This is a genomic window from Variovorax sp. dw_954 (genome assembly GCF_018449755.1).
Classification (GTDB): Bacteria; Pseudomonadota; Gammaproteobacteria; order Burkholderiales; family Burkholderiaceae_C; genus Variovorax.
Genome location: NZ_JAAVVD010000043.1, coordinates 1 through 23,141, shown reverse-complemented (window position 1 = coordinate 23,141; position 23,141 = coordinate 1). Strand labels below are relative to the sequence as shown.

The 23,141-nt window shown below is 66.7% G+C and carries 24 protein-coding genes; 10 read left to right on the top strand and 14 right to left on the bottom strand.

What is annotated here, in order from left to right; translation table 11 throughout:
- Positions 1–107: 107 nt before the first annotated feature.
- Positions 108–707 carry a cell envelope protein SmpA gene (locus tag HB681_RS36025; protein WP_213959696.1) on the bottom strand — a complete coding sequence of 200 codons (600 nt, stop codon included), beginning with the start codon at positions 705–707 and terminating at the stop codon, positions 108–110.
- A 96-nt stretch (positions 708–803) separates the two neighbouring features.
- Here HB681_RS36025 and ylqF point away from each other — a divergent pair, with 96 nt between their 5' ends.
- Entirely contained in the window at positions 804–1,787 is a 984-nt protein-coding gene (gene ylqF / locus HB681_RS36020) for a ribosome biogenesis GTPase YlqF (protein WP_213959695.1), read from the top strand.
- 58 nt (positions 1,788–1,845) lie between these two features.
- Here ylqF and HB681_RS36015 read toward each other — a convergent pair whose 3' ends face one another.
- The gene (locus HB681_RS36015; RefSeq protein WP_213959694.1) at positions 1,846–2,538 is read right to left on the bottom strand and encodes a DUF899 family protein; all 693 of its coding nucleotides are present in this window, start codon (positions 2,536–2,538) and stop codon (positions 1,846–1,848) included.
- A gap of 202 nt (positions 2,539–2,740) precedes the next feature.
- Here HB681_RS36015 and HB681_RS36010 point away from each other — a divergent pair, with 202 nt between their 5' ends.
- The 5 genes from HB681_RS36010 to HB681_RS35990 all read left to right on the top strand — a co-directional run bounded on the left by HB681_RS36010 (position 2,741) and on the right by HB681_RS35990 (position 8,212).
- The gene (locus HB681_RS36010) at positions 2,741–3,109 is read left to right on the top strand and encodes a hypothetical protein (protein WP_213959693.1); all 369 of its coding nucleotides are present in this window, start codon (positions 2,741–2,743) and stop codon (positions 3,107–3,109) included.
- Positions 3,110–3,351: 242 nt separating this feature from the next.
- The gene (locus tag HB681_RS36005; protein WP_256735242.1) at positions 3,352–4,530 is read left to right on the top strand and encodes an ABC transporter substrate-binding protein; all 1,179 of its coding nucleotides are present in this window, start codon (positions 3,352–3,354) and stop codon (positions 4,528–4,530) included.
- 107 nt (positions 4,531–4,637) lie between these two features.
- Positions 4,638–5,513: a branched-chain amino acid ABC transporter permease gene (locus HB681_RS36000; protein ID WP_213959691.1), complete on the top strand. Its 876-nt coding sequence runs from the start codon at positions 4,638–4,640 to the stop codon at positions 5,511–5,513.
- An 18-nt stretch (positions 5,514–5,531) separates the two neighbouring features.
- Complete coding sequence (locus HB681_RS35995) at positions 5,532–7,472, top strand: branched-chain amino acid ABC transporter ATP-binding protein/permease (protein WP_213959690.1); 1,941 nt, start codon at positions 5,532–5,534, stop codon at positions 7,470–7,472.
- 17 nt (positions 7,473–7,489) lie between these two features.
- The gene (locus HB681_RS35990; protein ID WP_213959689.1) at positions 7,490–8,212 is read left to right on the top strand and encodes an ABC transporter ATP-binding protein; all 723 of its coding nucleotides are present in this window, start codon (positions 7,490–7,492) and stop codon (positions 8,210–8,212) included.
- Between the two features lie 45 nt (positions 8,213–8,257).
- On the opposite strand, the gene HB681_RS35985 is transcribed toward HB681_RS35990, so the two are convergent.
- Together HB681_RS35985 and HB681_RS35980 are read right to left on the bottom strand one after the other, a co-directional pair.
- Positions 8,258–9,406 (bottom strand): hypothetical protein, encoded by a 1,149-nt coding sequence (locus tag HB681_RS35985; protein ID WP_213959688.1) that lies wholly within the window; start codon positions 9,404–9,406, stop codon positions 8,258–8,260.
- A 19-nt stretch (positions 9,407–9,425) separates the two neighbouring features.
- Positions 9,426–9,638 (bottom strand): hypothetical protein, encoded by a 213-nt coding sequence (locus tag HB681_RS35980; protein WP_213959687.1) that lies wholly within the window; start codon positions 9,636–9,638, stop codon positions 9,426–9,428.
- 134 nt (positions 9,639–9,772) lie between these two features.
- Between HB681_RS35980 and HB681_RS35975 the strand changes: the two genes are divergently transcribed.
- Positions 9,773–10,726: a succinylglutamate desuccinylase/aspartoacylase family protein gene (locus tag HB681_RS35975; protein WP_213959686.1), complete on the top strand. Its 954-nt coding sequence runs from the start codon at positions 9,773–9,775 to the stop codon at positions 10,724–10,726.
- A gap of 84 nt (positions 10,727–10,810) precedes the next feature.
- Positions 10,811–11,146: a hypothetical protein gene (locus HB681_RS35970; RefSeq protein WP_256354703.1), complete on the top strand. Its 336-nt coding sequence runs from the start codon at positions 10,811–10,813 to the stop codon at positions 11,144–11,146.
- 120 nt (positions 11,147–11,266) lie between these two features.
- On the opposite strand, the gene HB681_RS35965 is transcribed toward HB681_RS35970, so the two are convergent.
- From HB681_RS35965 to HB681_RS35945, 4 genes are all read right to left on the bottom strand, one after another.
- Positions 11,267–12,160 (bottom strand): TauD/TfdA family dioxygenase, encoded by an 894-nt coding sequence (locus tag HB681_RS35965; RefSeq protein ID WP_213959685.1) that lies wholly within the window; start codon positions 12,158–12,160, stop codon positions 11,267–11,269.
- 243 nt (positions 12,161–12,403) lie between these two features.
- The gene (locus tag HB681_RS35955; protein WP_213959684.1) at positions 12,404–13,291 is read right to left on the bottom strand and encodes a M23 family metallopeptidase; all 888 of its coding nucleotides are present in this window, start codon (positions 13,289–13,291) and stop codon (positions 12,404–12,406) included.
- Between the two features lie 45 nt (positions 13,292–13,336).
- Positions 13,337–13,918 carry a hypothetical protein gene (locus tag HB681_RS35950; RefSeq protein WP_213959683.1) on the bottom strand — a complete coding sequence of 194 codons (582 nt, stop codon included), beginning with the start codon at positions 13,916–13,918 and terminating at the stop codon, positions 13,337–13,339.
- 14 nt (positions 13,919–13,932) lie between these two features.
- Positions 13,933–15,735, bottom strand: a complete 1,803-nt coding sequence (locus HB681_RS35945) for a glutamine--tRNA ligase/YqeY domain fusion protein (RefSeq protein ID WP_213959682.1) — start codon at positions 15,733–15,735, stop codon at positions 13,933–13,935.
- Positions 15,736–15,876: 141 nt separating this feature from the next.
- Between HB681_RS35945 and HB681_RS35940 the strand changes: the two genes are divergently transcribed.
- Positions 15,877–16,209: a hypothetical protein gene (locus HB681_RS35940; RefSeq protein ID WP_213959681.1), complete on the top strand. Its 333-nt coding sequence runs from the start codon at positions 15,877–15,879 to the stop codon at positions 16,207–16,209.
- A 119-nt stretch (positions 16,210–16,328) separates the two neighbouring features.
- Here the strand turns inward: HB681_RS35940 and HB681_RS35935 are convergent, their stop codons facing one another.
- The 6 genes from HB681_RS35935 to HB681_RS35910 all read right to left on the bottom strand — a co-directional run bounded on the left by HB681_RS35935 (position 16,329) and on the right by HB681_RS35910 (position 21,520).
- Positions 16,329–17,174, bottom strand: a complete 846-nt coding sequence (locus HB681_RS35935) for a LytTR family DNA-binding domain-containing protein (protein WP_213959680.1) — start codon at positions 17,172–17,174, stop codon at positions 16,329–16,331.
- A gap of 273 nt (positions 17,175–17,447) precedes the next feature.
- Positions 17,448–18,512: a histidine kinase gene (locus HB681_RS35930; protein ID WP_213959679.1), complete on the bottom strand. Its 1,065-nt coding sequence runs from the start codon at positions 18,510–18,512 to the stop codon at positions 17,448–17,450.
- A complete protein-coding gene (locus tag HB681_RS35925) occupies positions 18,509–19,507 on the bottom strand; it encodes a sterol desaturase family protein (protein WP_213959678.1) in 999 nt (332 codons plus the stop codon). Before HB681_RS35925 ends, HB681_RS35930 begins: the two co-directional genes overlap by 4 nt.
- Positions 19,504–20,664 (bottom strand): dienelactone hydrolase, encoded by a 1,161-nt coding sequence (locus HB681_RS35920; RefSeq protein ID WP_256735240.1) that lies wholly within the window; start codon positions 20,662–20,664, stop codon positions 19,504–19,506. Before HB681_RS35920 ends, HB681_RS35925 begins: the two co-directional genes overlap by 4 nt.
- Before the next feature lie 6 nt (positions 20,665–20,670).
- A complete protein-coding gene (locus HB681_RS35915) occupies positions 20,671–20,973 on the bottom strand; it encodes a 2TM domain-containing protein (protein WP_213959677.1) in 303 nt (100 codons plus the stop codon).
- Between the two features lie 25 nt (positions 20,974–20,998).
- Positions 20,999–21,520, bottom strand: a complete 522-nt coding sequence (locus HB681_RS35910; RefSeq protein ID WP_213959676.1) for a DUF6622 family protein — start codon at positions 21,518–21,520, stop codon at positions 20,999–21,001.
- 274 nt (positions 21,521–21,794) lie between these two features.
- Here HB681_RS35910 and HB681_RS35905 point away from each other — a divergent pair.
- A partial coding sequence (locus HB681_RS35905) for an efflux RND transporter periplasmic adaptor subunit (protein WP_213959675.1) occupies positions 21,795–23,141 on the top strand: 1,347 nt, incomplete at its 3' end.

Below are 23,141 nucleotides of genomic sequence, written 5' to 3'. Positions count from 1 at the left end.
ACCCGTGAAGTGGAGTGCGCGCGGATTCTATGGGCGCCAACCGGAGAGCGACGGAACGCCACGGAACGTGTGCGACAGCGGTCAGCCGAGGCCGCCGGCTAGCCTGGCTATTGCGGCGGCGTGTACAACACCCGGTCCAGCACCGCGGGCGTGCCGGTCACGCCCTTGACCTTGCCCGCCTTGTCGAAGGCCACCTGGTACTCCGACCAGGAGTCGATCCAGTAGCGCCACACGTCGGCCTCGAGGCGCGGATTTTCGCTGGCGATGGGCCAGCCGACAGCCATCGTCACCTGTTCGCGCGTCATGCCTTCGGTGACCCTGGCCGCGAGGATCGCGTCGCGCACGCGTGGCTCGAATGCGCCGATGCGCACGCGGGGGTCTTCGTTGACGACGTATCGGTAGGCGAACGGTGTCAGGGCGACGTCACGGCTGTAGTCGTTCTTGAGGCGCTGCGTCTTGCCGCCGACCGAAAGGTAGATGAAGTGCCGCTCGTAGCCAGTGACCTGGGTTGGCGTGCCGACCGGGAGCAGGCTGGTGCCCTCCTCGCGATAGTTGCCATCGCCCATCTGCGAGCCGTAGGTGTACATGTTGCAGCACAGGAAGCCCGTGATGAGCGGGCCTTGGGGCGCCCCGGGACGCTGCGCATGGGCGACTGAAACAGGAGCGGCAATCGCGATCGCGAGTGCCAATGCGTGGCGTCGAAGCATGTCTGGATCCTCCCCGGATGTTGTATCGAGCGAATTCTATGGGTCGTTGACAATGCGGTTCTTCAGCCAGATCACCGAGTGAGAGAAAGTACACAGATGGCCATCCAGTGGTTCCCCGGTCACATGCACGTGACGCAAAAGGCCATCGCAGAACGCGTGAAAGACATCGACGTGGTGATCGAGTTGCTCGATGCCCGGCTTCCCGGTTCCAGCGCCAACCCCATGCTCGCCGAGCTCACCGGGCACAAGCCGGGCCTCAAGGTGCTCAACAAGCAGGACCTGGCCGATCCCGAGCGCACCGCGCAGTGGCTCGCGCACTACAACGCCCAGCCGGACACGCGCGCGATCGGCCTCGACGCCAGCCTGAGCACGCCAGCGCAGCGCCTCATCGCCGCCTGCCACGAGCTCGCACCCAACCGCGGCGGCATGGCCAAGCCGATGCGTGTGCTGATCTGCGGCATCCCGAACGTAGGCAAGTCGACGCTCATCAACACCATGACCGGCACGAAGAAGGCGAAGACCGGCGACGAGGCCGGCATCACCAAGCTGGAGCAGCGCATCGTGCTGGCCGACGACTTCTACCTGTGGGACACACCGGGCATGCTGTGGCCGCGCATCATCGTGCCCAAGAGCGGCTTCAACCTCGCGGCCAGCGGTGCGGTGGGCCGGAATGCATACGACGAGGAACTGGTCGCGCTGGAACTGCTGGCGACGCTGAAGAAGGACTATGCGGGGCTGGTGGAGGCGCGATTCAAGCTCGCCGAATCGATCGCGGATCTGTCCGACGAAGAGGCGCTGGAAGCGATCGCCCGCAAGCGCGGTGCGCTGCTGGGCAAGGGCAAGGTCAACACGCAGAAAGCGGCCGAAGTCGTGATGCACGAGTTCCGCAACGGCAGCATGGGCCGCATCACGCTGGAGACGCCGGACGCTTTCTCGCAGTGGCTCGCGGCGGGATTGCAGGCCGATGCGGAGCGTGCCGAGAAGAAGGCCGCACGCTCGAAAAAGAAGAAGCCCCAGCGCGGCGGCGACGACGCGCCCACGGCCACGCCGCGGCCCGCGGAGCCGGACGCGGCCGCTTGATCGCCGCCCTGGCAGTCATCTTCAGGACACGGCCGGATCCGGCGGGAAGCAGCCCGCGTCAATACGCCAGCTTCGGATACCAGTCGGTGCCGCGCCCCGCGGGCGTCAGGTCGAGGATGTTCCACAGGGGTGTCGGGTCGGGTGCGCCGCGCGGGTCCTGGCCCGGGTCCTGGGTGCCGCCCAATTCGCCGGCCCAGAAGTGGTGGATCTTGCCGTCGCGCTTGACCCAGACGTCCAGCGCCGGCCATTCGTCGCCGTTGGGCGCCAGGCCGCGGTAGTCGCGGGCGAAGTCGTCGCCGACGGTCGCGTAGAACTTCAGGTTCCGCCAGCCGCGCTCGCGCGCAAAGGCCAGCTGGCGAGCGACCGGCGAGCGCCCGATCACCGCCAGCGCGACCTTCTGCGCCAGGTCGCGCGACGGGATGTCGATGGCGCCAAGGAAGGCGGTGCACATCGGGCACGGCCGCTCGCGCTGCGGCCCGTACATCCAGAAGTAGCTGACCATCGTGTCGTGTGCGCCGAACATGTCGTCGAGCCTCACGACCTTGCCGTTCTCGTCCTCGAATTCGCAGGCGGGCGGCTCGCCGCCAAGCGGCAGCGCGCGGCGTTGCGCGGCGACGCGCTCGATGTGCCGGCGCAGTTCGATCTCCTCGGCAAGCAAGGCGGTCCGTGCGCGGCGGTAGTCGGCGCTGTCGCCCGGGTAGGGCTTGCTGGCCGCGGCGGCGAGTTCTGAGGCGGATTTCAGTTCGGCCATTCGATGCTCCTGATCCACTGGATCACTGAAACGGATCGGCGCTGTCGGCCCGATACGGCCGCCCTTGCCGCCCATTTCAGTGATTCCGCGGACAGGGCTGCTGCGCATGATCGCGCTGCGCGCGGGCGTGGGCAATCCCTGTCAACATTCGCGATGCGGCGGCGTTCAATGAGCCCAACATGGGTGCTTGCAAGGAGGCGACATGAAACAACGGATTCAACATGGCGGGCTGGCCATGGCGCTGGGCGGATTGCTCGCGCTCGCCGGCTGCGTCGCCGTGCCGGCGGACGGTAGCTACGCGACCGCATACCCCTATGGCTATCCCTACTACTATGGCGACCCGTACCTTGCGCCCTGGCTGTACGTGGGCGGCGCCTACTATGGCGGCTGCTGCTACGGGAGGCCCTACGGCTGGTATGGACGCTATCCGTACTACGGCGCGCGGCCTTTTTACGGATACGGTTACGGCCATGGCTATGCAGCGAGGCCCGGTTACGCGCGCGGCTATGGCGGCTATGGCTGGTCCGGCGGTTCGGGGAGGGGCGGCGGCCGGGGTGGCGGCAGGCGCTAGCATCGCACCCGTCGACCGGTTCATGCGTTTGCAAGCGGCTTGCACCCACGCGAAACTTATCGCTGGCTTACACGAGCGACTGGTTTTCGCTAGGGTTGTCACTCTCTGCCCGGGGCGTTACTTTTAGTTAAGTTCCGAGGTCATCGTGCGACGGTGGCATCGTCGTTTTTCATGTGGACCGCTGACGGGCCACTGACCCTATCCGGAGACTTTTCATGCTGTTTCGTTTTCACCGCCTGGCCATGGCCGGCCTCATTGTTTGCTCCGCTGGCGCGTTCGCTGCCGACCCCATCAAGATCGGCGTGGACGGCCCCTTCACCGGCGGCTCGTCGTCCATGGGCGTGAGCATGCGCGACGGCGTGCGCCTGGCCACCGAAGAAATCAACAAGGCCGGCGGCGTGCTGGGCCGCCAGATCGTGCTGGTCGAGCGCGACGACGAAGCCAAGAACGAGCGCGGCGTGCAGATCGCGCAAGAGCTGATCAACAAGGAAAAGGTCGTTGCTACCGTCGGGTATATCAACACCGGCGTGGCGCTGGCCTCGCAGCGCTTCTTCCAGGAAGCCAAGATCCCGGTGATGAACAACGTGGCCACCGGCTCCATCGTCACCCACCAGTTCGACAAGGAACCCGAGAACTACATCTTCCGCAATGCCGCGCATGACAGCATCCAGGCGCCCATGATCGTGGAAGAGGCGGTCACCCGCCGCGGCTACAAGAAGGTTGCGATCCTGGCCGACTCCACCAACTACGGCCAGCTCGGCCGCGAGGACCTGGAGAAGGCGCTCAAGGCCAAGGGCATCACGCCGGTCGCCGTCGAGAAGTTCAACATCAAGGACGTCGACATGACGGCCCAGTTGCTCAAGGCCAAGGAAGCCGGCGCCGAAGCCGTGCTCACCTACGGCATCGGCCCCGAGCTGGCGCAGATCGCCAACGGCATGACCAAGCTGGGCTGGAAGGTGCCGATGGTCGGCAGCTGGACGCTGGCGATGGCCAACTTCATCGACAATGCCGGCCCCGGCGGCGAGGGTGCGCGCATGCCGCAGACCTTCATCCAGGAACCGACCACGCCCAAGCGCAAGGCCTTCATCGAAAACTTCGTGAAGACCTTCAAGCCGAAGAACAACCGCATGGACTCGCCGGTTTCGGCCGCGCAGGGCTACGACTCGATCTACCTGCTGGCGGCGGCCATGAAGCAGGCCAACAGCACCGAAGGCCCGGCGATCAAGGCCGCGCTGGAAGACCTGAAGACGCCGGTCGAAGGCGTGGTCACCACCTACAACAAGCCCTTCTCCAAGACCGACCATGACGCGATCACCGCAAACATGCCGGTGTTCGGCGAAGTGCGCCAGGGCCGCGTGATCTTCGCGAATGCGGAAGACCAGAAGAGCGCCGGCCAGGTCCGGATGAAGCAACAGCAGTAACAGACGCCGATGCGCGCGCCGCCGCAGTGCTGGCAGCCTGCGGCGGCGCGTTGCATTTGAGGCCTGCGAAAGTCGCGGGCCGGCCAGAATAATTTCCCGGGAACGCCATGCAAATCCTTACCCAACTCATCTTCAGCGGCATTGCGCTGGGGATGATCTACGCCGTCATCGCGTTCGGCTACCAACTGACCTTCGCCACGTCGGACACCCTCAACTTCGGCCAGGGCGATGCGCTGATGCTCGGCGCGCTGGTCGGCCTGACGCTGGTCGGGTTGGGTGTCAACTACTGGCTGATGATCCCCATCGTTTGCGTGTTCGGCGCCTTCCAGGGCGCGGTGGTCGAGCGCATCGGCGTGCGACCCGCCATCAAGATCAAGAGCGAGTTCGGCTGGATCATGTCGACCATCGCGCTTGGCATCATCTTCAAGAACGTGGCTGAAAACGTCTGGGGTCGCGACGACCTGAAATTCCCGTCGCCGCTGCCGGAGTCGCCGCTCAAGTTCCTCGGCGCGAACGTGCTGCCGATGGAAATCCTGGTGGTCGGCGGTGCGTTGCTGATGATGCTGGCGGTCGAGTTCTTCAACCGCAAGACGATCTACGGCAAGGCCGTGGTTGCGACTTTCAACGACCGCGATGCAGCCAAGCTGATGGGCATCAACACGGGGCTCGTCATCACCTTCTCGTATGCGCTGTCGTCGATGACGGCGGCCTTCGCCGGCGTGCTGATCGCGCCGCTGACGCTCACGGGCGCGACCATGGGCGCGGTGCTCGGCCTCAAGGCCTTTGCCGTGGCCATCATCGGCGGGCTGACCAGCGGCATGGGCATCGTGGTGGGCGGGATCATCCTCGGCGTGGCTGAGACCACTACGGGCTTCTACCTGAGCACCGGCTACAAGGACGTGCCAGGCCTGGTGCTGCTGCTGATCGTGCTGGCCGTGCGGCCGGCGGGCCTGTTCGGCAAATCGGCGATCAAGAAGGTCTGAGGGGCGAGTCGGCAAGACATGAACAACACTTCCAGATTCCTTCTCGCCATCATCGGCTTCGCGCTGCTGATGCTGTTTCCGGTGGCGATCCACAACCCGTACTACATCCACCTGCTCGAGACCATCATGATCTACGCGATCCTGCTGTTCGGGCTGGACATCGTGGTGGGCTACACGGGGCAGGTCTCGCTGGGCCATGCGGGCCTCTTCGGCATCGGCTCGTACACCGCCGGCGTGCTGGTCTTCAAGCTGGGCGCGCCGCTGATGGTGTCGCTGCTGGCGGCAGTGGGCGTGACGGCCGTGTTCGGCGCGATCCTCGCATTGCCCGCGCTGCGCGTGACCGGCCCCTACCTCGCGATGGTGACGCTGGCCTTCGGCACCATCATCCAGATCCTCATCAACGAGATGACCTTCATCACCGAAGGTCCCATGGGTATCAAGCTCGAGAAGCCGCCGCTGTTCGGCCACAAGCTCGACGAGCGCGAGTTCTTCTGGCTGGTGGCGGTGATGCTGGGCATCTCCCTCATCATCGTGCACCGCGTGCTGCGCTCGCACCTGGGCCGCGCCTTCGAGGCCTTGCGCGGCAGCCCGGTGGCATCGGACTGCATGGGCGTTTCCGTCTACCGCTACAAGGTCTACGCCTTCGTGATCAGCGCGGGCTTTGCCGGCATGGCGGGCAGCCTGTACGCGTACTCCGAGCAGTACATCTCGCCCAACTCGTACAACTTCGAGCTGACCGTGCTGTTCCTCCTGGCGGTGATCATGGGCGGGCGCAAGAGCCGCATCGGCTCGCTGATCGGCGCGGCCATCATCGTGCTGCTGCCCAAGCTGCTGGATGACGTGGTGCTGTTCCGCTACGTGTCGGTGGCGCTGGCGGTGCTGGTGGCGATCAGTGCCGTCGTGGCGGTGAAGCGGCAGAAGGCCACGCCCGCAGCGATGGCGATCCCGGTAGTGGGCAGCATCGCGTTGGCGGGCCTGTCCTTCTGGCTCGAGACCATGACCGACTGGCGCCTGTCGATCTTCGGCGTGATCATGCTGTTCGTCGTTTACTACCTGCAGGACGGCATCGTCGGCTTCGTGCGCAATGCGCTGAACCTGCGCCGGCCCAAGCCGCAGATGGACGTGGTGGTGGAAGGTGCGCCGGCGGCGGATGCGGTGTCGAAGGCGGCCGGCGCTGGCGGCAGCGACCGGGTGCTCGAAGCCTCCGGCGTGCTGATGCAGTTCGGCGGCCTGAAGGCGCTGAACAACGTCGACCTGGTCGTCAAGCGCGGCACCATCCACGGCCTGATCGGGCCGAACGGTTCGGGCAAGAGCACGATGATGAACGTGCTCACCGGCATCTACGTGCCAACGGCCGGCAGCCTGAGCTTCGGCGGGCGCTCGCTGGTCGGGCGCACCTCGTCGGACATTGCCCTGTCGGGCATCGCGCGCACCTTCCAGAACGTGCAGCTGTTCGGCGAAATGACCGCGCTGCAGAACGTGCAAGTGGGCCTGCATCACACCTTCGCGAGCAACCTGCTCGACGTGGCGGTGCACACGCCGCGCTACCGGCGCGAAAGCGCGGCGGCGGTGAAGCGCGGGCTGGGACTGCTCAAGTTCGTCGGGCTCGAGGAGTTCGCGGAGGAAGAGGCGCGCAACCTGCCGTATGGCAAGCAACGCCTGCTGGAGATCGCACGCGCATTGGCGCTCGACCCGCAACTGCTGCTGCTCGACGAACCCGCCGCCGGCCTGACCGCGCCGGACATCAAGGAACTGATCGCCATCATCCGCAAGATCCGCGACCACGGCATCACCGTGATCCTGATCGAGCACCACATGGACGTGGTGATGAGCATGTGCGACACGGTTTCGGTGCTGGACTTCGGCCAGAAGATCGCCGAGGGCGAGCCCGCCAAGGTGCAGGCCGACGAGAAGGTGATCGAGGCTTACCTGGGCGGCCAGGAAACGCAGCCCGCCTGAGAGAGAAAGAACCACACATGCTGAAAATCCACAATCTCTCGGCCGGCTATGGCAAGGTGCAGGTGCTGCACGGAATTTCGATGGACGTGCCCAAGGGCAAGGTCGTCACGCTGATCGGCTCCAACGGCGCCGGCAAGACGACCACGATGCGCGCGGTGTCCGGGATGATCGCCGCCACGGGTGGCGAGATCACGCTCAACGGCAAGCGCATCGACGGCCTGGAGGCCTACACCATCGCCAAGCTGGGCCTGGCGCATTCACCCGAAGGCCGGCGTGTGTTCGCCACCATGACGGTGACCGACAACCTCACGCTCGGTGCGTTTCCGCGCCTGACCGGCAGCCGCCCCAAGGGCGATGTGGCCGGCGACCTGGAGCGCGCGCTGGAACTGTTTCCACGCCTGAAGGAGCGCCGCACCCAGTTGGCCGGCACGCTGTCGGGTGGCGAGCAGCAGATGCTCGCGATGGCCCGCGCCGTGATGCTCAACCCCGAGGTGGTGCTGCTCGACGAGCCGTCGATGGGCCTCGCACCCATCCTCGTGGCCGAGGTGTTCCGCATCATCGAGCGCCTCAAGGCGCAGGGCGTGACGATGCTGCTGGTGGAGCAATTCGCCGCTGCGGCGCTGGGCGTGGCCGACTACGGCTACGTGCTGGAAAACGGCCGCATCTCGGTGGAGGGGCCGGCCGAAAAGCTGCGCAACGACCCGGCGGTGAAGGCCGCGTACCTGGGCGGCGGCCACTGAATCGTTGCGGCCTGAATGCGTTCGGCTGCCCGAATTTCGACTCCCTCAGCGATTCACGACAAACTTCTGCGCCCGCTTCCCGGTGTCGACCTCGCCCGCATACAGGTTGCCCTGCGAGTCCACCGCCAGGTCGTGCACCCAATGGAACTCGCCCGCATAGCGCCCCGCACGGCCCAGCCGGCCCTGCACCGCGCCGGTGTCGCGTGACAGCATCAGCACCTGGTTGTTGCGGCCGTCGGCCATCAGCAGCCAGCGTTGCGCGGGGTCGCGCGACAGCACGATGTCCCACACCGCGCCGTTGCCGGCCGTCTGCGGCTCGACGGAAAACTCCTTGACGTACTCGCCGTTCTTGCGGAACACCTGCACGCGGTTGTTGAGCCGGTCGCACACATAGACCAGGCCGTCGCGCGCCACGCGGGCGCAATGGACCGGGCTGCCGAAGGTCTGCAATTGAGCGGCCGTAGGTGCGGTGGTGCGTCGGCCATCGGGCTTGCCGACGGCGATCGGCGGCTTGCCGTAGGCACCCCACATCCGCTTGAAGGCGCCGGAGTCGGCATCGAACACGATCACGCGGTTGTTGTGGTAGCCGTCCGCCACGTAGACCTCGTTGGCCGCCATGTCGACCTCCACGCCGGCTGGGCGCCCCAGGCGCGTGGTGTCGGCGCTGCCGGTCTGCGGGCCGACCTTGCCGATCTGCATCACGAACTTGCCGTCGCGGGTGAACTTGAGCACCTGGCCGTCGTTGTCGCCGTTGCCGGTGATCCACACGAAGCCCTTGGCATCGACGTGGATACCGTGCTCGTTCTCGGGCCAGTCATAGCCCGCGCCCTTGCCGCCCCAGGAGCGCAGCAGGTTGCCGGCCGCGTCGAACTCCAGCACCGGCGGTGCGGCCGTGCAGCAGTTGGCTTGCGGCGGGTTGAGCGCGGCGCTGCGTTCGTCTTCGGTGAGGCTGCCCGGGCGTTGCAACACCCAGACGTGGTCGTCGGTATCGGTGGCGATGCCGCTGACCTGTCCGAGGATCCATTTGTTGGGCAGCGGCTTGGGCCACGCGGCGTCCACGCGCCAGCTCGGGGCTGCGGCGCCGGCCATGTTGGCCGGGGAAGAGGCGGAGGGAGAGGTGCAGCCGATGATCGAAGCTGCGATGGCGCTGGCGCAGGCGGACAGGGGCAGCCAGCGGGGGAGGGTGAACTTCATGAGCGATGTGTCCCGGTGTTTACTCCATCACGATCTTCCCGTCCTCCACGTACTCGTCGAACTGCATGCGCGGGATGGCGGTCAGCCCGACCACGCCGCGCTCGGCCTCCCAGCTCAGGGTGGCGCTGTCGAAGGTCAACTCGACTTCGATGCGGCCCTTCGGAATCGGGATCGGCGTGCCGTCGCCGGGCGTGTACGTCACGTGGCCTGTCACCGTGGCGAATTGGGACATGTCATTTCCTTCCTCGTTGATGGGTCGCCCCATTAGAGCGTCTTTGCAGGGCTTGCGTGTGTCGGAATACCTGCCGACAGCGCGACCTGCCAAGGTGTAGCAAACTCTGGCGCGCAACGCACTCCCCACAATCCATGACCGCAGAAACCATCGCCCCATCCGCCGCCCTCATCGAAGTCACGCAGGGCGACCTGTCGGCCTATCGCCAGGGCAACACCGGCATCGACTATGTGCATCGCTTCGAATCCGGCCAGCCCGGCCCGCATGTGCTGATCAATGCGCTCACGCACGGCAACGAGATCTGCGGCATGGTCGCGGCCAGGCACCTGCTCGACACCAGCGTGCGACCTCTCGTCGGTACGCTGACGGTGAGCTTCGCGCATGTCGAGGCCTATGACGCTTTCGACATCGACCGTCCCTTCGAGAACCGCCAGATCGTCCACAACCTGAACCGCATCTGGTCCGACGAACTGCTCGAAGGCGCCGAGGACAGCCCCGAGCTGCGCCGCGCCCGCGCCCTGCGCCCGGTGGTGGCGGCGGCCGACCACATCCTCGACATCCACTCCACCAGCCAAGACGTGGTGCCGTTCTGGGTCTATCCTGATTTCGCGCGCAATGCCGACGCGGCGCTGGCCATCGGCCTGCCGCCGGTGCACCTTGTCATGCCCAATGGCCTGGGCTCCGGCACGCCGCTGATCCAGCATGGCCGGCATGCGGGCGCAGACGCGCCGGGTGCGGCGATGGTGGTCGAATGCGGCCAGCACTTCAAGCGCGCCACGGCGGACCTCGCCATCGAGGTGACCATGCGCTTCCTCGCGCACTTCGGCCTGGTCGAGCGCGCGGCACCGCCCGCGGCCGAGCCGCAACGCCGCTTCGAACTGCTGCAGACGCTCATGGTCAAGACAACGGACTTCGCCTTCACGCGCCCCTTGATCGGCTTCGAGACCTTTGCCAAGGGTGAATTGATCGGCACAGACGGCGCGGAGGAAATCCGTTCGCCTTGCGACGACTGCACCGTGTTCATGCCGACGCGCGAGCCGGTCGTCGGGCGGGAGGCGGTGTACCTGACGCGGCCGATCGTCCGGTAGGCCGGGCCGGGATGGGCCAGGGCGAGGCGCTGTGGTTCTCTACCGTGCTGGATTAGTATCCAACGACATCATCGGGGGAACGTCATGCAGAACTTCTTCGGCGCAAGGATGCTGGCGGCATTCGCCACGGTCGGCTGCCTCGCGGCTTGCAGCAGCACCTCCGACCAACTGGACTGGCCGGTGCCGACGTCAGCGGCCAACGTGGGTGGCGCCCCGCAGCGCGCCGTGGCCAACTGCGTCAACGCCTCGGCGCGCAAGTTGAAGGTGCCTGTCTCGGACATCGTCGTGGCCAGTGGCACTTCGACGGTCGATGGCGTCTATGCCATCAACCTCAAGGTAGGGCCGTCTGGCCGCAGCGCCGTGTGCAGCGTGGACGACAACGGCACCGTGATGGGCGTGGTCTACAAGCGGCCGGTATGACCGGCCGCCATCCCTCTCAGGCCGGCTGGTAGCCCATCACGGCCTTCACTTCCAGGTACTCCCTGAAGCCGTGCTCGCCCATCTTGTCCATGAACTTGTTTCTCCCCTCAATGCTTGCTGTCAAGGGTTGCCAGCGGTCGCGGAGGCTTCCGGCACGTCGAATGTAATGCGCTGGTTGACGCGGTAGTGCGGCCAGTAGTCGGCCACGGCGTAGTGCTGCGTGCTGCGGTTGTCCCAGACGGCGATGCCGCCGGCTTCCCACTGGTGATGCACCATGAACTCGGGCTTGCGCAGCCAGTCGAGCAGGAAGTGCAGGATGCCGCACGCCTCGTGCCGGTCGATGCCGACAATGTTGCGGGTGAAGCCGGCATTCACGAAGATGCACTTGCGGCCCGATTCCGGGTTGAGGCGCACCACTGGATGCGTCACCGGCTTGAACGCCTTGATGGCCGCGATGAGCGCGTCGTCGCCCTTCTTGCCGAGGTATTCGCGAAAGCCCGAGACCTCCCAGCTGTGCACCGCGCTCAGGTCTTCGAGGTAGCGCTGCATGCCCGGCGAGAGCCAGTCGTAGGCCTTGCTGGTGCTGCTCCAGCAGGTGTTGCCGCCGGCCGGCGGCGTGTCGGTGATCTGGATCGCAGTGCCCAGCGGCGGATTGGGCTTCCAGCTGATGTCGGTGTGCCAGTTGTCGATGGCCGGCGGACGCTCGCGGTCGGAGACGATCATCTCCAGGTCGGGCGCATCGGGCCGGCGGTCGAAGTAGGAGCCCTTCGACACCGGGCCGAACACCTTGCCGAGTTCGATGTGCTGCTCGGGCGTGATCTTCTGCGGCTTGAAGAAGATCACCTCGAAGTCGAACAGCGCCTGCCGCAACTCGGCCTTGACCGGGTCCGTCAGCGGCATGGAGAGGTCGACGCCCTCGATCCATGCCGCGAAGTTCGGCATGCGCGGCACCGGGCGGATGTGCTTGTAGCGGCCGGGGATGTCGATCAACGTCATGGGGGCGGTATTGGCCATGATCAGGTCCTTCGGTTGGTGAAAGTTGAAGTGGAGGAGGGCGGCCTCACTGCCAGTGCAGCAGGCGCTTTTCGAGCCAGGTCATGAAGCGCACGATCGACACGCCCAGCAGCGCGAGGATCACCATCAGGGCCATGGCGCCGTTGATGTCGAAGGTCGAGTCGAGGTAGGCCAGCGTCTGGCCCAGGCCTTTCTCGTTGGCAGGCGCGCCAGCGAATCACTCGGCCAGCGCGTATGCCCACCTCAGCCGGCGATGAACAGCGCCGGGTCGACCATTGCGCGATTGAGCATCACTGACCAGTGCAGGTGCGGCCCGGTCACGCGGCCGGTGGCGCCGACCAGCGCCAGGCGCTCGCCGGTCATCAGCATGTCGCCGGGCTTCACGTCGATGCGGCTCAGGTGGCAATACATCGTGAGCAGGCCGCCGCCGTGGTCCATCCAGACCGTGTTGCCGTTGAAGAAATAATCCCCCGTGTCGATGACCCGGCCCGGCAATGGCGCCAGCACCGGCGTGCCGGTGCTGGCCGCGATGTCCATGCCGCTGTGCGGATTGCGCGATTGGCCGTTGAACACGCGGCGCAGGCCGAAGGAACTGGAGCGGCGGCCCGGCACGGGGACGCGCATGCGCATCGCCTGCGGCTCGGGTTCGGTGAAGACGGCGGTGATCTTTTCCTGGTGCGCGCGCTCGCGCTGGTAGCGGGCTTCGTCCTCGGGCGACAGGTCGACCGTGCCGGGCGCGACCTTGAGTTTCTGGACGCTGTATTGCTTGGGCGCGATCGTGTAGCTGATCTCGCGCGACGCGCCGCCCTTGGCCCGCAGCACCGAGATGTTCGCCTCGCCGGGCCTGGCCGCCAGCGGGATGCCGACCACGGCCGTCCACTCGATCGAATCGCCGACCACCAGCAGGGGCACGTCGCCATCGTGCGCGACGGGGCGCTGCTCGGCAGGGCCCAGCGAGAGCCGGGCGATGCCGCCAGGGACTTGGGAAGCACGTGGCCAGACCGTTGCGTTGTCTTGCCTTGACAATTTGGCCGCCTGTGCGGCCGGCAGCGCCAGCAGCCCCATGCTGCCCAGCACGACAGAGCGGCGATTCAGCGCAGAACACCCGGAGTACGGAAAAGGAATCGGCATGCAGCCAGTCTAGCGAGGGCCGACCGTGCGGGCGGCCATTTGGGCCTACAGCCTTTCGCCTTTCTTGTGACGTTCGCTGTACATGCGGGTATTGCGCTCATTCAGCGACGAGCCGTCGTCGCTGAAACAGATGAATTTTTCATTGATGAATATCGGATCGATGCTCACCGGCGTGGCAGGACTTGAAATGGTCCGCACGTCCACGAGGATCCTGATTTCGGCGCTGGTCCGCTCCAGCTTCCTGCCCAGGATCTTCACGCCCTGCGGGTAGGCGAGATGCTTTCTGTAGTGGTCCACACATTGTTCGGCGAGGTTGTCTTCCTGCGAAACAAGACGCGCGGGCATGGCTGGCGCTGCAGCCGTGGGAGCCGGCGCTGTCACTGGCTTCAATGCACTTTCCTTGTCCGCCCGCTCCGCGTGGTCAACCGGTCTCGCGGACGGCACTGTCTTGTCAACCCGGTATTTGAGATCCAGTGTTTCGTTCTGGGTAGCGGAGCAAGGATGGTCGGAATACGTCGCGGGGCCGCCGCCGGAGGCGCACTTGTAAACCTGCGCATGGCTCACCGCCGCAAAGCTGAGGCCGGTGATGGCGATGGCAACGGCAATGAAATGTTCGAATCGGGTCATGTATCGGTCGCGCCCTATTTCCCCCAGCTGTCCCGCATCCCCGCCGCGCGGTTGAACACCCGATTGCCACCGGCCATGGCCTTCGTGTCCGCCACGAAATAGCCATGCCGCTCGAACTGGAAGCCCGCGCCGCCTGCCGCCGTCGCAAGGGAAGGTTCCACATACGCGGTGCAAGTCACCAGGCTGTCCTTGTTCAACTCGTCGAGCAACTCGCCGCTGCCCGGATTCGCCGCCGCGAACAAGCGCTCGTACAGGCGCACTTCGGCCTGCAAGGCATCGGCCGCAGCCACCCAGGAGATGTTGCCCTTCACCTTGATCGCATCGGCACCGGGCGTGCCGCTCTTGGTGTCCGGCACCAGCTTCGCCTGCACCTCGATCAGCTTGCCGCCCGCATCGCGCGTGCCGCCAGTGCATTCGATGACGTGGCCGTATTTCAGGCGCACCTTGTTGCCGGGAAACAGGCGGAAGAAGCCCTTGGGTTGCACGTCCTCGTAGTCGGTGGCCTCGATCCATACTTCGCGGCCGAGCCTGAAGGTGCGGCGGCCCATTTCGGGACGGTGTGGATGGACGGGCGCGGTGCAGTCGTCAAGCACGTCGTCGCCGCCCATGAGTTCGCCCCAGTTGGTGATGACCAGCTTGACCGGGTCCAGCACGGCCATGGCGCGTGGGGCGGTCGGGTCGAGCGTGTCGCGCAGCGCGGCCTCCAGGCTCGCGTAGTCGATCCAGCCACCGGACTTGGTCACGCCGCTGCGTTCGCAGAACAGCTTGAGCGCGTCGGGCGTGTAGCCGCGGCGGCGCAGGCCGGCCAGCGTGGGCATGCGCGGGTCGTCCCAGCCGTCGACGTGGCCCTCCTCGACCAGCTGGCGCAGCTTGCGCTTGCTGGTGATGATGTGGGTGACGTTGAGCCGGGCGAACTCGTACTGGCGCGGGTGCGGGCTCTCGATCAGGCCGCCTTCGGCCAGGCGGTCCAGTAGCCAGTCGTAGAAGGGGCGCTGGTCCTCGAACTCCAGCGTGCAGATGCTGTGGGTGATGGCTTCCAGCGCGTCCTCGATCGGGTGCGCGTAGGTGTACATCGGGTAGATGCACCACTTGTCGCCGGTGTTGTGGTGCGTGGCACGGCGGATACGGTAGAGCGCCGGGTCGCGCATGTTGATGTTGGGGCTCGCCATGTCGATCTTCGCGCGCAGGATGGCGGCGCCGTCGTCGAGCTGGCCGTCGCGCATGGCGCGGAAGCGGGCGAGGTTTTCTTCGACGCTGCGGCTGCGGAAGGGGCTGTCGGTGCCGGGGGTGTTGAAATCACCGCGGTTGGCGCGGATCTCTTCGGCGCTCTGCTCGTCGACATAGGCCAGGCCGGCGCCGATCAGGTATTCCGCGGCGCGGTACATGAAGTCGAAGTAGTCGCTGGCGAAGTACTCGTGCAACTGGACCGTGCCTGCGGCGTCGGGACGGTCGGCCAGGTCGGTGGCGTAGCCCAGCCAGCGCACCGCATCGCGGATGGAATCGACGTATTCCTGTTCTTCCTTCTCGGGGTTGGTGTCGTCGAAGCGCAGATGGCAGACGCCGCCGTATTCCTTGGCCAGCTCGAAATTCAGCCAGATGCTCTTGGCATGGCCAATGTGCAGGTATCCGTTGGGTTCCGGCGGGAAGCGCATGCGTACCTTGGCCGGATCCGGCATGCCTTGGGCATGGTGCTCCGCGTCTCCGGGGCTGCCACCCCATTTGCGTGCGGTGTAAACCCCCTGCTGGAGGTCGTTTTCGATCACGTGGCGCAGAAAATTGCTAGGCTTTGCGGAATCTTTGTCAACGGGAGAAGTCATCTGTTCATTCTAGGTGGCAGGCCATTGCGTTACCTTTGGGTACCTTCTTCACAGAAGAGCAGGTACCGGCTTTGCACCTGGCGCGTTGAATACTTGCATGGGCGGTCTTTTTTCAGCCCCTGAAACCGGAGAACCCACATCATGAGCTTCCATCGTTCAACTCTTTTCAAGATCGCCGCCGCTGCCACCGTGGCCGCGGGTGCGCTTTTCGCTGCCGCTTCGGCCAACGCCGGCGTGGCCTGGTCGGTGGGCGTCAACGTGCCGGGCGTCGCGATCGGCGTCGGCCAGCCGGGCTACTACGCGCCAGCGCCGGTCTACTCGGTGCCCGCGCCGGTGTACTACCAGCCCGCACCGCCCGTCTATTACCGGCCGGCGCCTGTGTACTACGCGCCGGCTCCGGTGTACTACCGCCCCGCGCCGGTTTACTACGGCCCGGGTCGGGGCTACTACCGCCACGGTCACTATTACAGGTGACCTGCCGATAGGTTTATTCTGATAGGTGTGGCCTGCCGGTCTTCTGGCCGCAGGTCTGCCGACACGAGGCCGGCTCTGCAAGGAGCCGGCTTTTTTGATGGCCACGGGGCCTGCGCGGCCTACATCGCGCGGAACAGGTGGGCGAAGAGGCGGCTGACGGCCAGGCGCTCGGCGCGGCCGCGCAATTGCAGGTGCAACTTGCCGGCCTCGTCGCGATGCACCGTCTCGATCGCATGCGTGTTGACGACCACGGCGCGGTGCACCTGCCAGAAAGTCTGAGGGTCGAGCTGCGGCAGCAGTTGCTTCAGCGGCGTGCGGATGAGGAACTCGTGTGATGCAGTGAGCACGCGCACGTACTTGTCGGCCGCCTCGAAGTACTGCACTTCGTCGATGGGCACCATGCGCACCGTGGAGCCCGCGCTGCCGGCGTCGCTGGCGGCGATGAGCTTGAGCGGGGCCGGCGGCGCGGCCGGTGAACCGGGCAGGGCGCCGGTGCCGGCCGCGGAGAGCATGCGGCGCCATTGCGCGAGCGTCTCCTCGATCGCGGCGCTGGCGCTGTCCCGTGCGGGCGCGCGTGCGGCGAGCGCGGCTTTCAGGCGGTCGACGGTCTTGCGCAGGCGCTCGGCCTGCACGGGTTTCAGCACATAGTCGACGGCTTGTTGCTCGAAAGCGCGCACTGCGTATTCGTCGTAGGCGGTGACGAAGACCAGTTGCGGCAACGGCGCCTTTTCCAGAGGCCAGGAATCCGCGAGCTCCGCCGCGGCGGAGAGGCCGTCCTGGCCTGGCATGCGGATGTCGAGAAAGAGCACGTCGGGCAAGCGCTCCAGCGCGGCGCCAACGGCGCTGCCACCGTCACCTACCATGCTCACGACGTCCAGCTCCGGCCAGGCCTGCGCGAGTTCGGCACGCAATGCCTGGGCCAGCAGTTGTTCGTCTTCTGCGATGAGGGCGGTGGGGCGGGTCATGGGAGCTTGGCCCTGTCCTCGTCGGAATGACGGCGCTTGAAGCAGGCCCGGACGCCCTGTTTCAATTCATCCAGCGACTTGGCAGGGGGTGGGCTCTCTTCTTTGGGAAACAGCGCATCGTGCACGGCTTGAGAATCGTGCATCGACCCGGGCGACAGGCTCCAGGCGCGCCGACCCGACGCTGGAACGGAAAGTTGCCCCTGCGAAGAGAGTTTGCAATGCGTGTGAGCCATGCGAACGAGACTAGCAAATTGTCGAGGTCATGAATGCGGCTCAGCCCAACGGCAATGTGGCCGCTGCACAGGTCCCGCCGCTGCCTGCCGGCGCGAGCGTGATGGCGCCGCGATCGCCATAGGTGCTGGCCAGCCGCTCGCGTACCTGCGTGAGCCCGAAGCCGCGCCCTGGCTCGTCGAGCGTGCTCGCGTGCTGCGACAGTCCGACACCGGTGTCGTTGACTTCGAGCACGAGTCGCGCATCGCTTCCCGCGCCTTGTCGCCTGGCGCGCACCACGATGCTGCCGCCGCCCACCTTCGGCTCCAGCCCATGCTGGATCGCGTTCTCGACCAGCGGCTGCAGCAGCAGCGGCGGCACCGCTGCGTCGCGCAGGTAGTCCGGCAGGTCGAGCGTGTATTGCAGCCGTTCGCCCATGCGCACCGACATCAGTTCCAGGTAGTCGCGCAGCAGGTCGAATTCGGCCGACAGCGGGTGCGCCAGCGCGCGCGAGCCGCTGAGCGTGGCGCGCAAATAGCTGTTGAGCCGGTCGAGCATGGCGACGGCGCGCTGCGGGTCGGTGGTGATGAGCACGCGAAGGTTGGCCAGCGTATTGAAGAGCATGTGCGGCTCGAGCTGGGTTTCGAGCAGCTTGAGCCGGGCCTCGCTGGCGTCGCGTTCGGCGGCGTTGATCTGGGCGGTGAGCGCGGCGGCCCTGCCGCGCGCGTGGAAGTAGAAGGTGACAACCGTGCCGGCCATGGCGGTGATGACCACGCTGATGATCGTGTCGCGCGATGAACCCACCTGGCCTGTGCCAAACAGGAAATTGGCGATGCCGCCACCGAAGAAGAAGCCGCAGGAGATGCCGATCGTGGCCAGCAATAGCCCACGCCAGCCCTTCGGCCAGCCGTGGCCGCCGCTGCTGTCGGAATGGCAGTTGCGCGGGTCGAAGAAGTAGCGGCCGAACTCAATGACCAGCCATGCCACGATGCCGTTCGACAGCGCATAGCCGACCTGCCTGGCATAGCCCAGGCTCGGCCATATCAGCGTGGTGAGTACGGCGATGGCACAGCAGAACGCGGCGATCTGCAGGAAGTGGCGAGCGGCATCGCGCCAGCGGATGTTCATGGGGTCGCGGTCATGTTGTCCGTTGCCGGCCTTCCGATGCCCGATTCAGTGGCGCGGGCTACGGCCTGGCCCGTCGCGTGGCCGTGGCCTGCAGCGACATTCGCGCGCTGACGCAGTTCCTCCGTCGTGGTTCCATGGCCGTCGGGCGACCAGCCGGGCGGCTTGAGCAGGTAGCCTGCCACCGCGCGCGCCGAGCGTGCCGAGCGCAGGTCGCGCCACAGCGCCTGCCAGTGGCAGAACTCGATGTGGAGCAGGTTGTAGGTGGTGATCGGCGTCACCAGCCCGTAGCGGCAGGGCACGTCGTCGCGCTCGGCGATGTAGGTGCCGAACAGGCGGTCGAAAACGGTCAGCACGCCGCCGTAGTTGCCGTCGAGGTACTCGAGGTTCGACGCGTGGTGAACCCGGTGCGCCGACGGCGTGTTCAGGAACCATTCCAGCGGGCCGAGGCGCGGGATCCACGTGGCATGGACCCAGAACTGGTAGATCAGGTTGAGCGCTAGCATCAGCGCGATCACGTCCGGCGGCATGCCCAGCAACGGCGCCAGCATGAAGAAGGCCAGGCTGCCGGTGAGCTTGCCGGTCCAGCCGAAGCGATAGGCCGCCGAGAGGTTCAACTGGTTCGGCGAATGGTGGATCGCATGCGTGCACCAGAACCAGCGCACGCGATGCGCCGCGCGGTGGTACCAGTAGTAGCAGAACTCCTGGCCGATGAAGCAGGCGACCCAGCCCCACCAGTGGTCCAGCGGCAGCGTCCACAGGCGGTGCTGCCAGACCCAGTCCATCGCGCCGCTCCACATCGCGAAGGGCCAGAGCAGCAGCCAGGTGAGCGCGTATTGGCGCACCATGAAGTCGACCACCGAGACACCGGCGGCCTTCCAGTCGTAGGCCGGGCCGCCGCGCCGTGCATGGCGCCAGGTGAGCACCAGTGCCTCGGCGACTGAGGCGACGAGCACTGTGACGACCGAGAGCTTGAGGATCAGCAGCAGGACGTTCATGGCGAGAGATTCTGGAGGAAGAAGCGGGTGATTGCCATGTAGGTGGCGGGCAGCGTGCCACGGTCGAAGCCGGGCGGGTCGTTGATCAGGCGCGCCGCGCGTGGCGGCAGGTCGGGCGGCATCGGCGAGAGCGTGGAACCGTGGCCGGCGGTGCTCATGTCGGCGACCAGCGTGCAGGGCTTGCACGCGGCGCGCACCGCATCGACGTGCCACTGCGGCTTCAGCCATTCGTCCTTGCCTGCGCGTACCAGTCCGAGCGGCACACGCGGCCGCGCGAGGCTGCTCATGTCGAAGGTGGTTGCGGCAGGCACCGTCGCGACGATGGCGGTGATGCGCGGTTCGTTCCATTCGCGCGGCTCGGTCTGGTCGTCGAACTTGTGATGGATCACCTTGCGAGCCACGGAGAGGCGCAGCGCGTCGAGGCTGCTGCCGGTCAGTTCGGTGGCCAGGCCGACGCAGGCGGGAAAGTCGTCGGCGAGGTGGGCTTCGCAATGCTGCGCGAGCCGGGCCGGCGACCAGCGGCCGCCGGCCAGCGTCAGCGCGGTGTGGCCGCCCGCGGACATGCCGTACATGCCGACGTGCTGGAAGTCGAGCCGGGATGCGAAGCGCGCGTCTGCTGCCATGGCGTCGATGGCCTGCGAGACTTCCTTCGGTCGGTGCTCCCAGCTCACCGGGCCGACGCGGCTTATGTCGTGGAAGTTGTCGCCGGCATGCTCCGGCATGGCCACGGTGAAGCCGGCATCCACCAGTGCCATGGCCAGGTCGGCCTGCGGCCAGGGCGAGCCGCCGGAGCCATGCGAGACGACGATTAGGTGGCCATTACCGCGCGCGGGCGGGGCGTCGGACGCGAGTTGGAAGACGAAGGGGCCGCGCTGGTAGCGGGCCGGGGTCGCGGTGGTCGGATAGAAGACGGTGACCGGCCCGCTGTCCGGAGGCGCAGGCAGGACGGTAATGCCGGTTGCCGCCGAGGCGGACGTTGCCAGTGCCAGGCTTGCAAGCGCTGCCAGCCACCGGCCCGTAACACGTGTCAGCGCGGCGGCCAGAAGGCGTGAAGAAATCGTAGCGAGCGGCCTGAGGTCGCGTCGAGGACCGGAACCGTGCCCAGGTGTGGTGAGGACCGCAGGCGAGAGATCGTGTCGCGCAGCAGATTTATTCATGCCTTCTCACCACGGCTCGGCCTTCGATACGAGCCGGGCCCGTTCGCGCTGGACCATGCTTTCCATCATGTTGCCGCCCGGTGCGAAGACATAGACCGACAGCCCGTGCGCCAGCAGGCCGATGCCCCAGCCGAGCAGCGGGAACACGGCCCAGTGCCGCCCGCCGGCCAGCGAGAGCGCGATCAGGCCGGCGTTGACCGCGGTATAGATCGCCGCGTGGGAGAAGAAGGCGAGCTTGGCGCGGGCGCGGCGGCGGGCCAGCTTGTCCAGGCGTGCTTCGTCGTTCAAGGGCAGGGTAGTGGCTTGCATGAGGGTCTCCTTGGGTTGAGCTTGTTCAGGCGGCCTGTTCGCCAGCCAGTGCCCGGTCGTGGCGGATCGCCAGCTTCCACAGGCGGATGGCGCGCCCCGCGAAGATGCCGCTGAAGGCGCCGTACAGCGTACCGAGGGCGAGGGCGAAGTTGTGGTTGTGTGCCAGCTCGGGGTGCATCGCCAACTGCACGCCGACGGTGTACTTGGTGAAGAAGATGCCCATCATCAGCACCAGCGGCACGGCGCTGCCTTGCAGGTGGAAGCGACGGGTCTGGTCGTCGTAGCGCGTGCCGGCGGGCAGGGCGCGTTGCAGCACCAGGGCCGCCAGGGCCACGGCCGCCGCCGCCCAGCCCGCGAGCGCCATCGGCGAGTCGCCGAAGGCGGACAGCACGCCGGAGATCGACAGGGCGGTCATCGCGACCGGCATGACGGTGATGCGCGCGAGGCTCACGCTCCTGGCAAGCAACTGCTTGGCGCCGAACCAGAACAGCACGGCGAACATCACGAAGACCCAGCGGGGCGTGTGGGAGAGGATTTGCAGCAGCATGGTGAAGTCCGATCAGGAGTGGTCTGGAAGGCGATGGGCGGACTGTGCCGATGGTCGGGCGCGGCGGCGACCGGCATGCGACGGAATGCAGCCCGGCGGCGCGAAATGCAGCCGGCCGGCGTGAAATCCAGTGGGTCGGGGCGCGCTTTACAAACGCTTTACGGCACGGCAGAACACCCGTCGCAATGGTTGTGGATGCGCGCGCTACCATCGGCCGCGACCCGAATCGAAGCGCCCTCTTGCGCGCCTTGCCCCGTTGACCCCAGGACCCTCCATGGATTCCCGCCCCCCAGAGCCCCAGCCCTTGCCACCGACCGTCCTCGTGCCGCCGCCGCGCCGTCGGCGCTGGCTGGGCACCGTGGTGGCGCTGGTGCTGATGGCGGGCGTGGCCGGCGCGGCCTGGTACCTGATCAATCGGCCACCCGTCGATACGGCGGGCAGCCGCCCCGGCGGGCAGCGCGGTCCGGGCGGCCCCGGCGGGCCAGGTGGACCGCGTGGCGCCGCCGCCGGCAATGGCGCCGGGCCGACCGTCACGGTGGGCATGGCCGTTGCGACCCATGCGGACATCCCGGTGATCCTCGATGCGCTGGGCACCGTCACGCCGTTGACGACCGTGATGTTGCGCTCGCAGGTCAGCGGCGTCATGACCGACGTGCTGTTCAAGGAAGGCCAGGTCGTGAAGAAGGGCGAGGTGCTCGCGCGCATCGACCCGCGTCCGTTCGAGCAGGCGCTGATGCAGGCCAACGGCACCCGCGTGCGCGACGAGGCGCAACTGGAGGCTGCTCGCGTCACGCTGACGCGCTATCGCACGCTGCTCGGCCAGGACTCGATCGCGCGGCAGGACGTCGACACGCAAGCCGCGCTGGTCAAGCAGCTCGAAGGCACGGTGATCACCGACAAGGCCGCGGAGTCGGCCGCCAAGCTGAACCTCGACTGGTCGCGCATCACCTCGCCGGTGACCGGCCGCGTCGGGTTGCGCACGGTGGACCCGGGCAACTACGTGTCGGCCGGCGGCACCACGGGCATCGCGACGATCACGCAGATGAACCCGATCGATGTGCAGTTCGCGGTGCCGCAGGACCGCGTGCCCGAGATCGAGGCGCGCGTGGCGCAGGGCGTGAAGCTCAGCGTCACCGCGCTGGACCGCACGCGCGCGACCACGCTCGACACGGGCACCTTCTCCACGCTCGACAACATCGTCGACACCACCACCGGCACGGTCAAGGCCAAGGCCCGTTTCGAGAACACGAAGAGCACGCTGTTCCCGAGCCAGTTCGTCAACATCAAGCTGCAGTTGCGCACCATCGCCGCCGCGGTGGTGGTGCCGGTGACGGCGCTGCGCACGGCCGGCACCGGCAACTACGTGTACGTGATCAACGAGGACCGCACCGTGAGCATGCGCAACGTGAAGCGCGGGGATTCGTCGGTGGATTCGGTGGTGATCACGGAGGGCCTGAAGGAAGGCGAGCGCGTGGTGACCGAGGGCGGCGACCGGCTGAAGGACGGCTCGCGCGTGCAACTGCCGACCGATGCGCCGGGTGACCGGCAGCGGGGCAAGCGGCAGGGTGCCGGGCAGGGCGGAGCGCCCGGGGCGGCTGGCACCGGGGCCGCGCCATCGGCC

What these genes read in the sequence shown, in the direction of transcription:
- HB681_RS36025 (WP_213959696.1), bottom strand. Translation starts at nt 707, where the DNA reads ATGCTTCGACGCCACGCATTGGCACTCGCGATCGCGATTGCCGCTCCT.
- ylqF (WP_213959695.1), top strand. Translation starts at nt 804, where the DNA reads ATGGCCATCCAGTGGTTCCCCGGTCACATGCACGTGACGCAAAAGGCC.
- HB681_RS36015 (WP_213959694.1), bottom strand. Translation starts at nt 2,538, where the DNA reads ATGGCCGAACTGAAATCCGCCTCAGAACTCGCCGCCGCGGCCAGCAAG.
- HB681_RS36010 (WP_213959693.1), top strand. Translation starts at nt 2,741, where the DNA reads ATGAAACAACGGATTCAACATGGCGGGCTGGCCATGGCGCTGGGCGGA.
- HB681_RS36005 (WP_256735242.1), top strand. Translation starts at nt 3,352, where the DNA reads ATGGCCGGCCTCATTGTTTGCTCCGCTGGCGCGTTCGCTGCCGACCCC.
- HB681_RS36000 (WP_213959691.1), top strand. Translation starts at nt 4,638, where the DNA reads ATGCAAATCCTTACCCAACTCATCTTCAGCGGCATTGCGCTGGGGATG.
- HB681_RS35995 (WP_213959690.1), top strand. Translation starts at nt 5,532, where the DNA reads ATGAACAACACTTCCAGATTCCTTCTCGCCATCATCGGCTTCGCGCTG.
- HB681_RS35990 (WP_213959689.1), top strand. Translation starts at nt 7,490, where the DNA reads ATGCTGAAAATCCACAATCTCTCGGCCGGCTATGGCAAGGTGCAGGTG.
- HB681_RS35985 (WP_213959688.1), bottom strand. Translation starts at nt 9,406, where the DNA reads ATGAAGTTCACCCTCCCCCGCTGGCTGCCCCTGTCCGCCTGCGCCAGC.
- HB681_RS35980 (WP_213959687.1), bottom strand. Translation starts at nt 9,638, where the DNA reads ATGTCCCAATTCGCCACGGTGACAGGCCACGTGACGTACACGCCCGGC.
- HB681_RS35975 (WP_213959686.1), top strand. Translation starts at nt 9,773, where the DNA reads ATGACCGCAGAAACCATCGCCCCATCCGCCGCCCTCATCGAAGTCACG.
- HB681_RS35970 (WP_256354703.1), top strand. Translation starts at nt 10,811, where the DNA reads ATGCAGAACTTCTTCGGCGCAAGGATGCTGGCGGCATTCGCCACGGTC.
- HB681_RS35965 (WP_213959685.1), bottom strand. Translation starts at nt 12,160, where the DNA reads ATGGCCAATACCGCCCCCATGACGTTGATCGACATCCCCGGCCGCTAC.
- HB681_RS35955 (WP_213959684.1), bottom strand. Translation starts at nt 13,291, where the DNA reads ATGCCGATTCCTTTTCCGTACTCCGGGTGTTCTGCGCTGAATCGCCGC.
- HB681_RS35950 (WP_213959683.1), bottom strand. Translation starts at nt 13,918, where the DNA reads ATGACCCGATTCGAACATTTCATTGCCGTTGCCATCGCCATCACCGGC.
- HB681_RS35945 (WP_213959682.1), bottom strand. Translation starts at nt 15,735, where the DNA reads ATGACTTCTCCCGTTGACAAAGATTCCGCAAAGCCTAGCAATTTTCTG.
- HB681_RS35940 (WP_213959681.1), top strand. Translation starts at nt 15,877, where the DNA reads ATGAGCTTCCATCGTTCAACTCTTTTCAAGATCGCCGCCGCTGCCACC.
- HB681_RS35935 (WP_213959680.1), bottom strand. Translation starts at nt 17,174, where the DNA reads ATGACCCGCCCCACCGCCCTCATCGCAGAAGACGAACAACTGCTGGCC.
- HB681_RS35930 (WP_213959679.1), bottom strand. Translation starts at nt 18,512, where the DNA reads ATGAACATCCGCTGGCGCGATGCCGCTCGCCACTTCCTGCAGATCGCC.
- HB681_RS35925 (WP_213959678.1), bottom strand. Translation starts at nt 19,507, where the DNA reads ATGAACGTCCTGCTGCTGATCCTCAAGCTCTCGGTCGTCACAGTGCTC.
- HB681_RS35920 (WP_256735240.1), bottom strand. Translation starts at nt 20,664, where the DNA reads ATGAATAAATCTGCTGCGCGACACGATCTCTCGCCTGCGGTCCTCACC.
- HB681_RS35915 (WP_213959677.1), bottom strand. Translation starts at nt 20,973, where the DNA reads ATGCAAGCCACTACCCTGCCCTTGAACGACGAAGCACGCCTGGACAAG.
- HB681_RS35910 (WP_213959676.1), bottom strand. Translation starts at nt 21,520, where the DNA reads ATGCTGCTGCAAATCCTCTCCCACACGCCCCGCTGGGTCTTCGTGATG.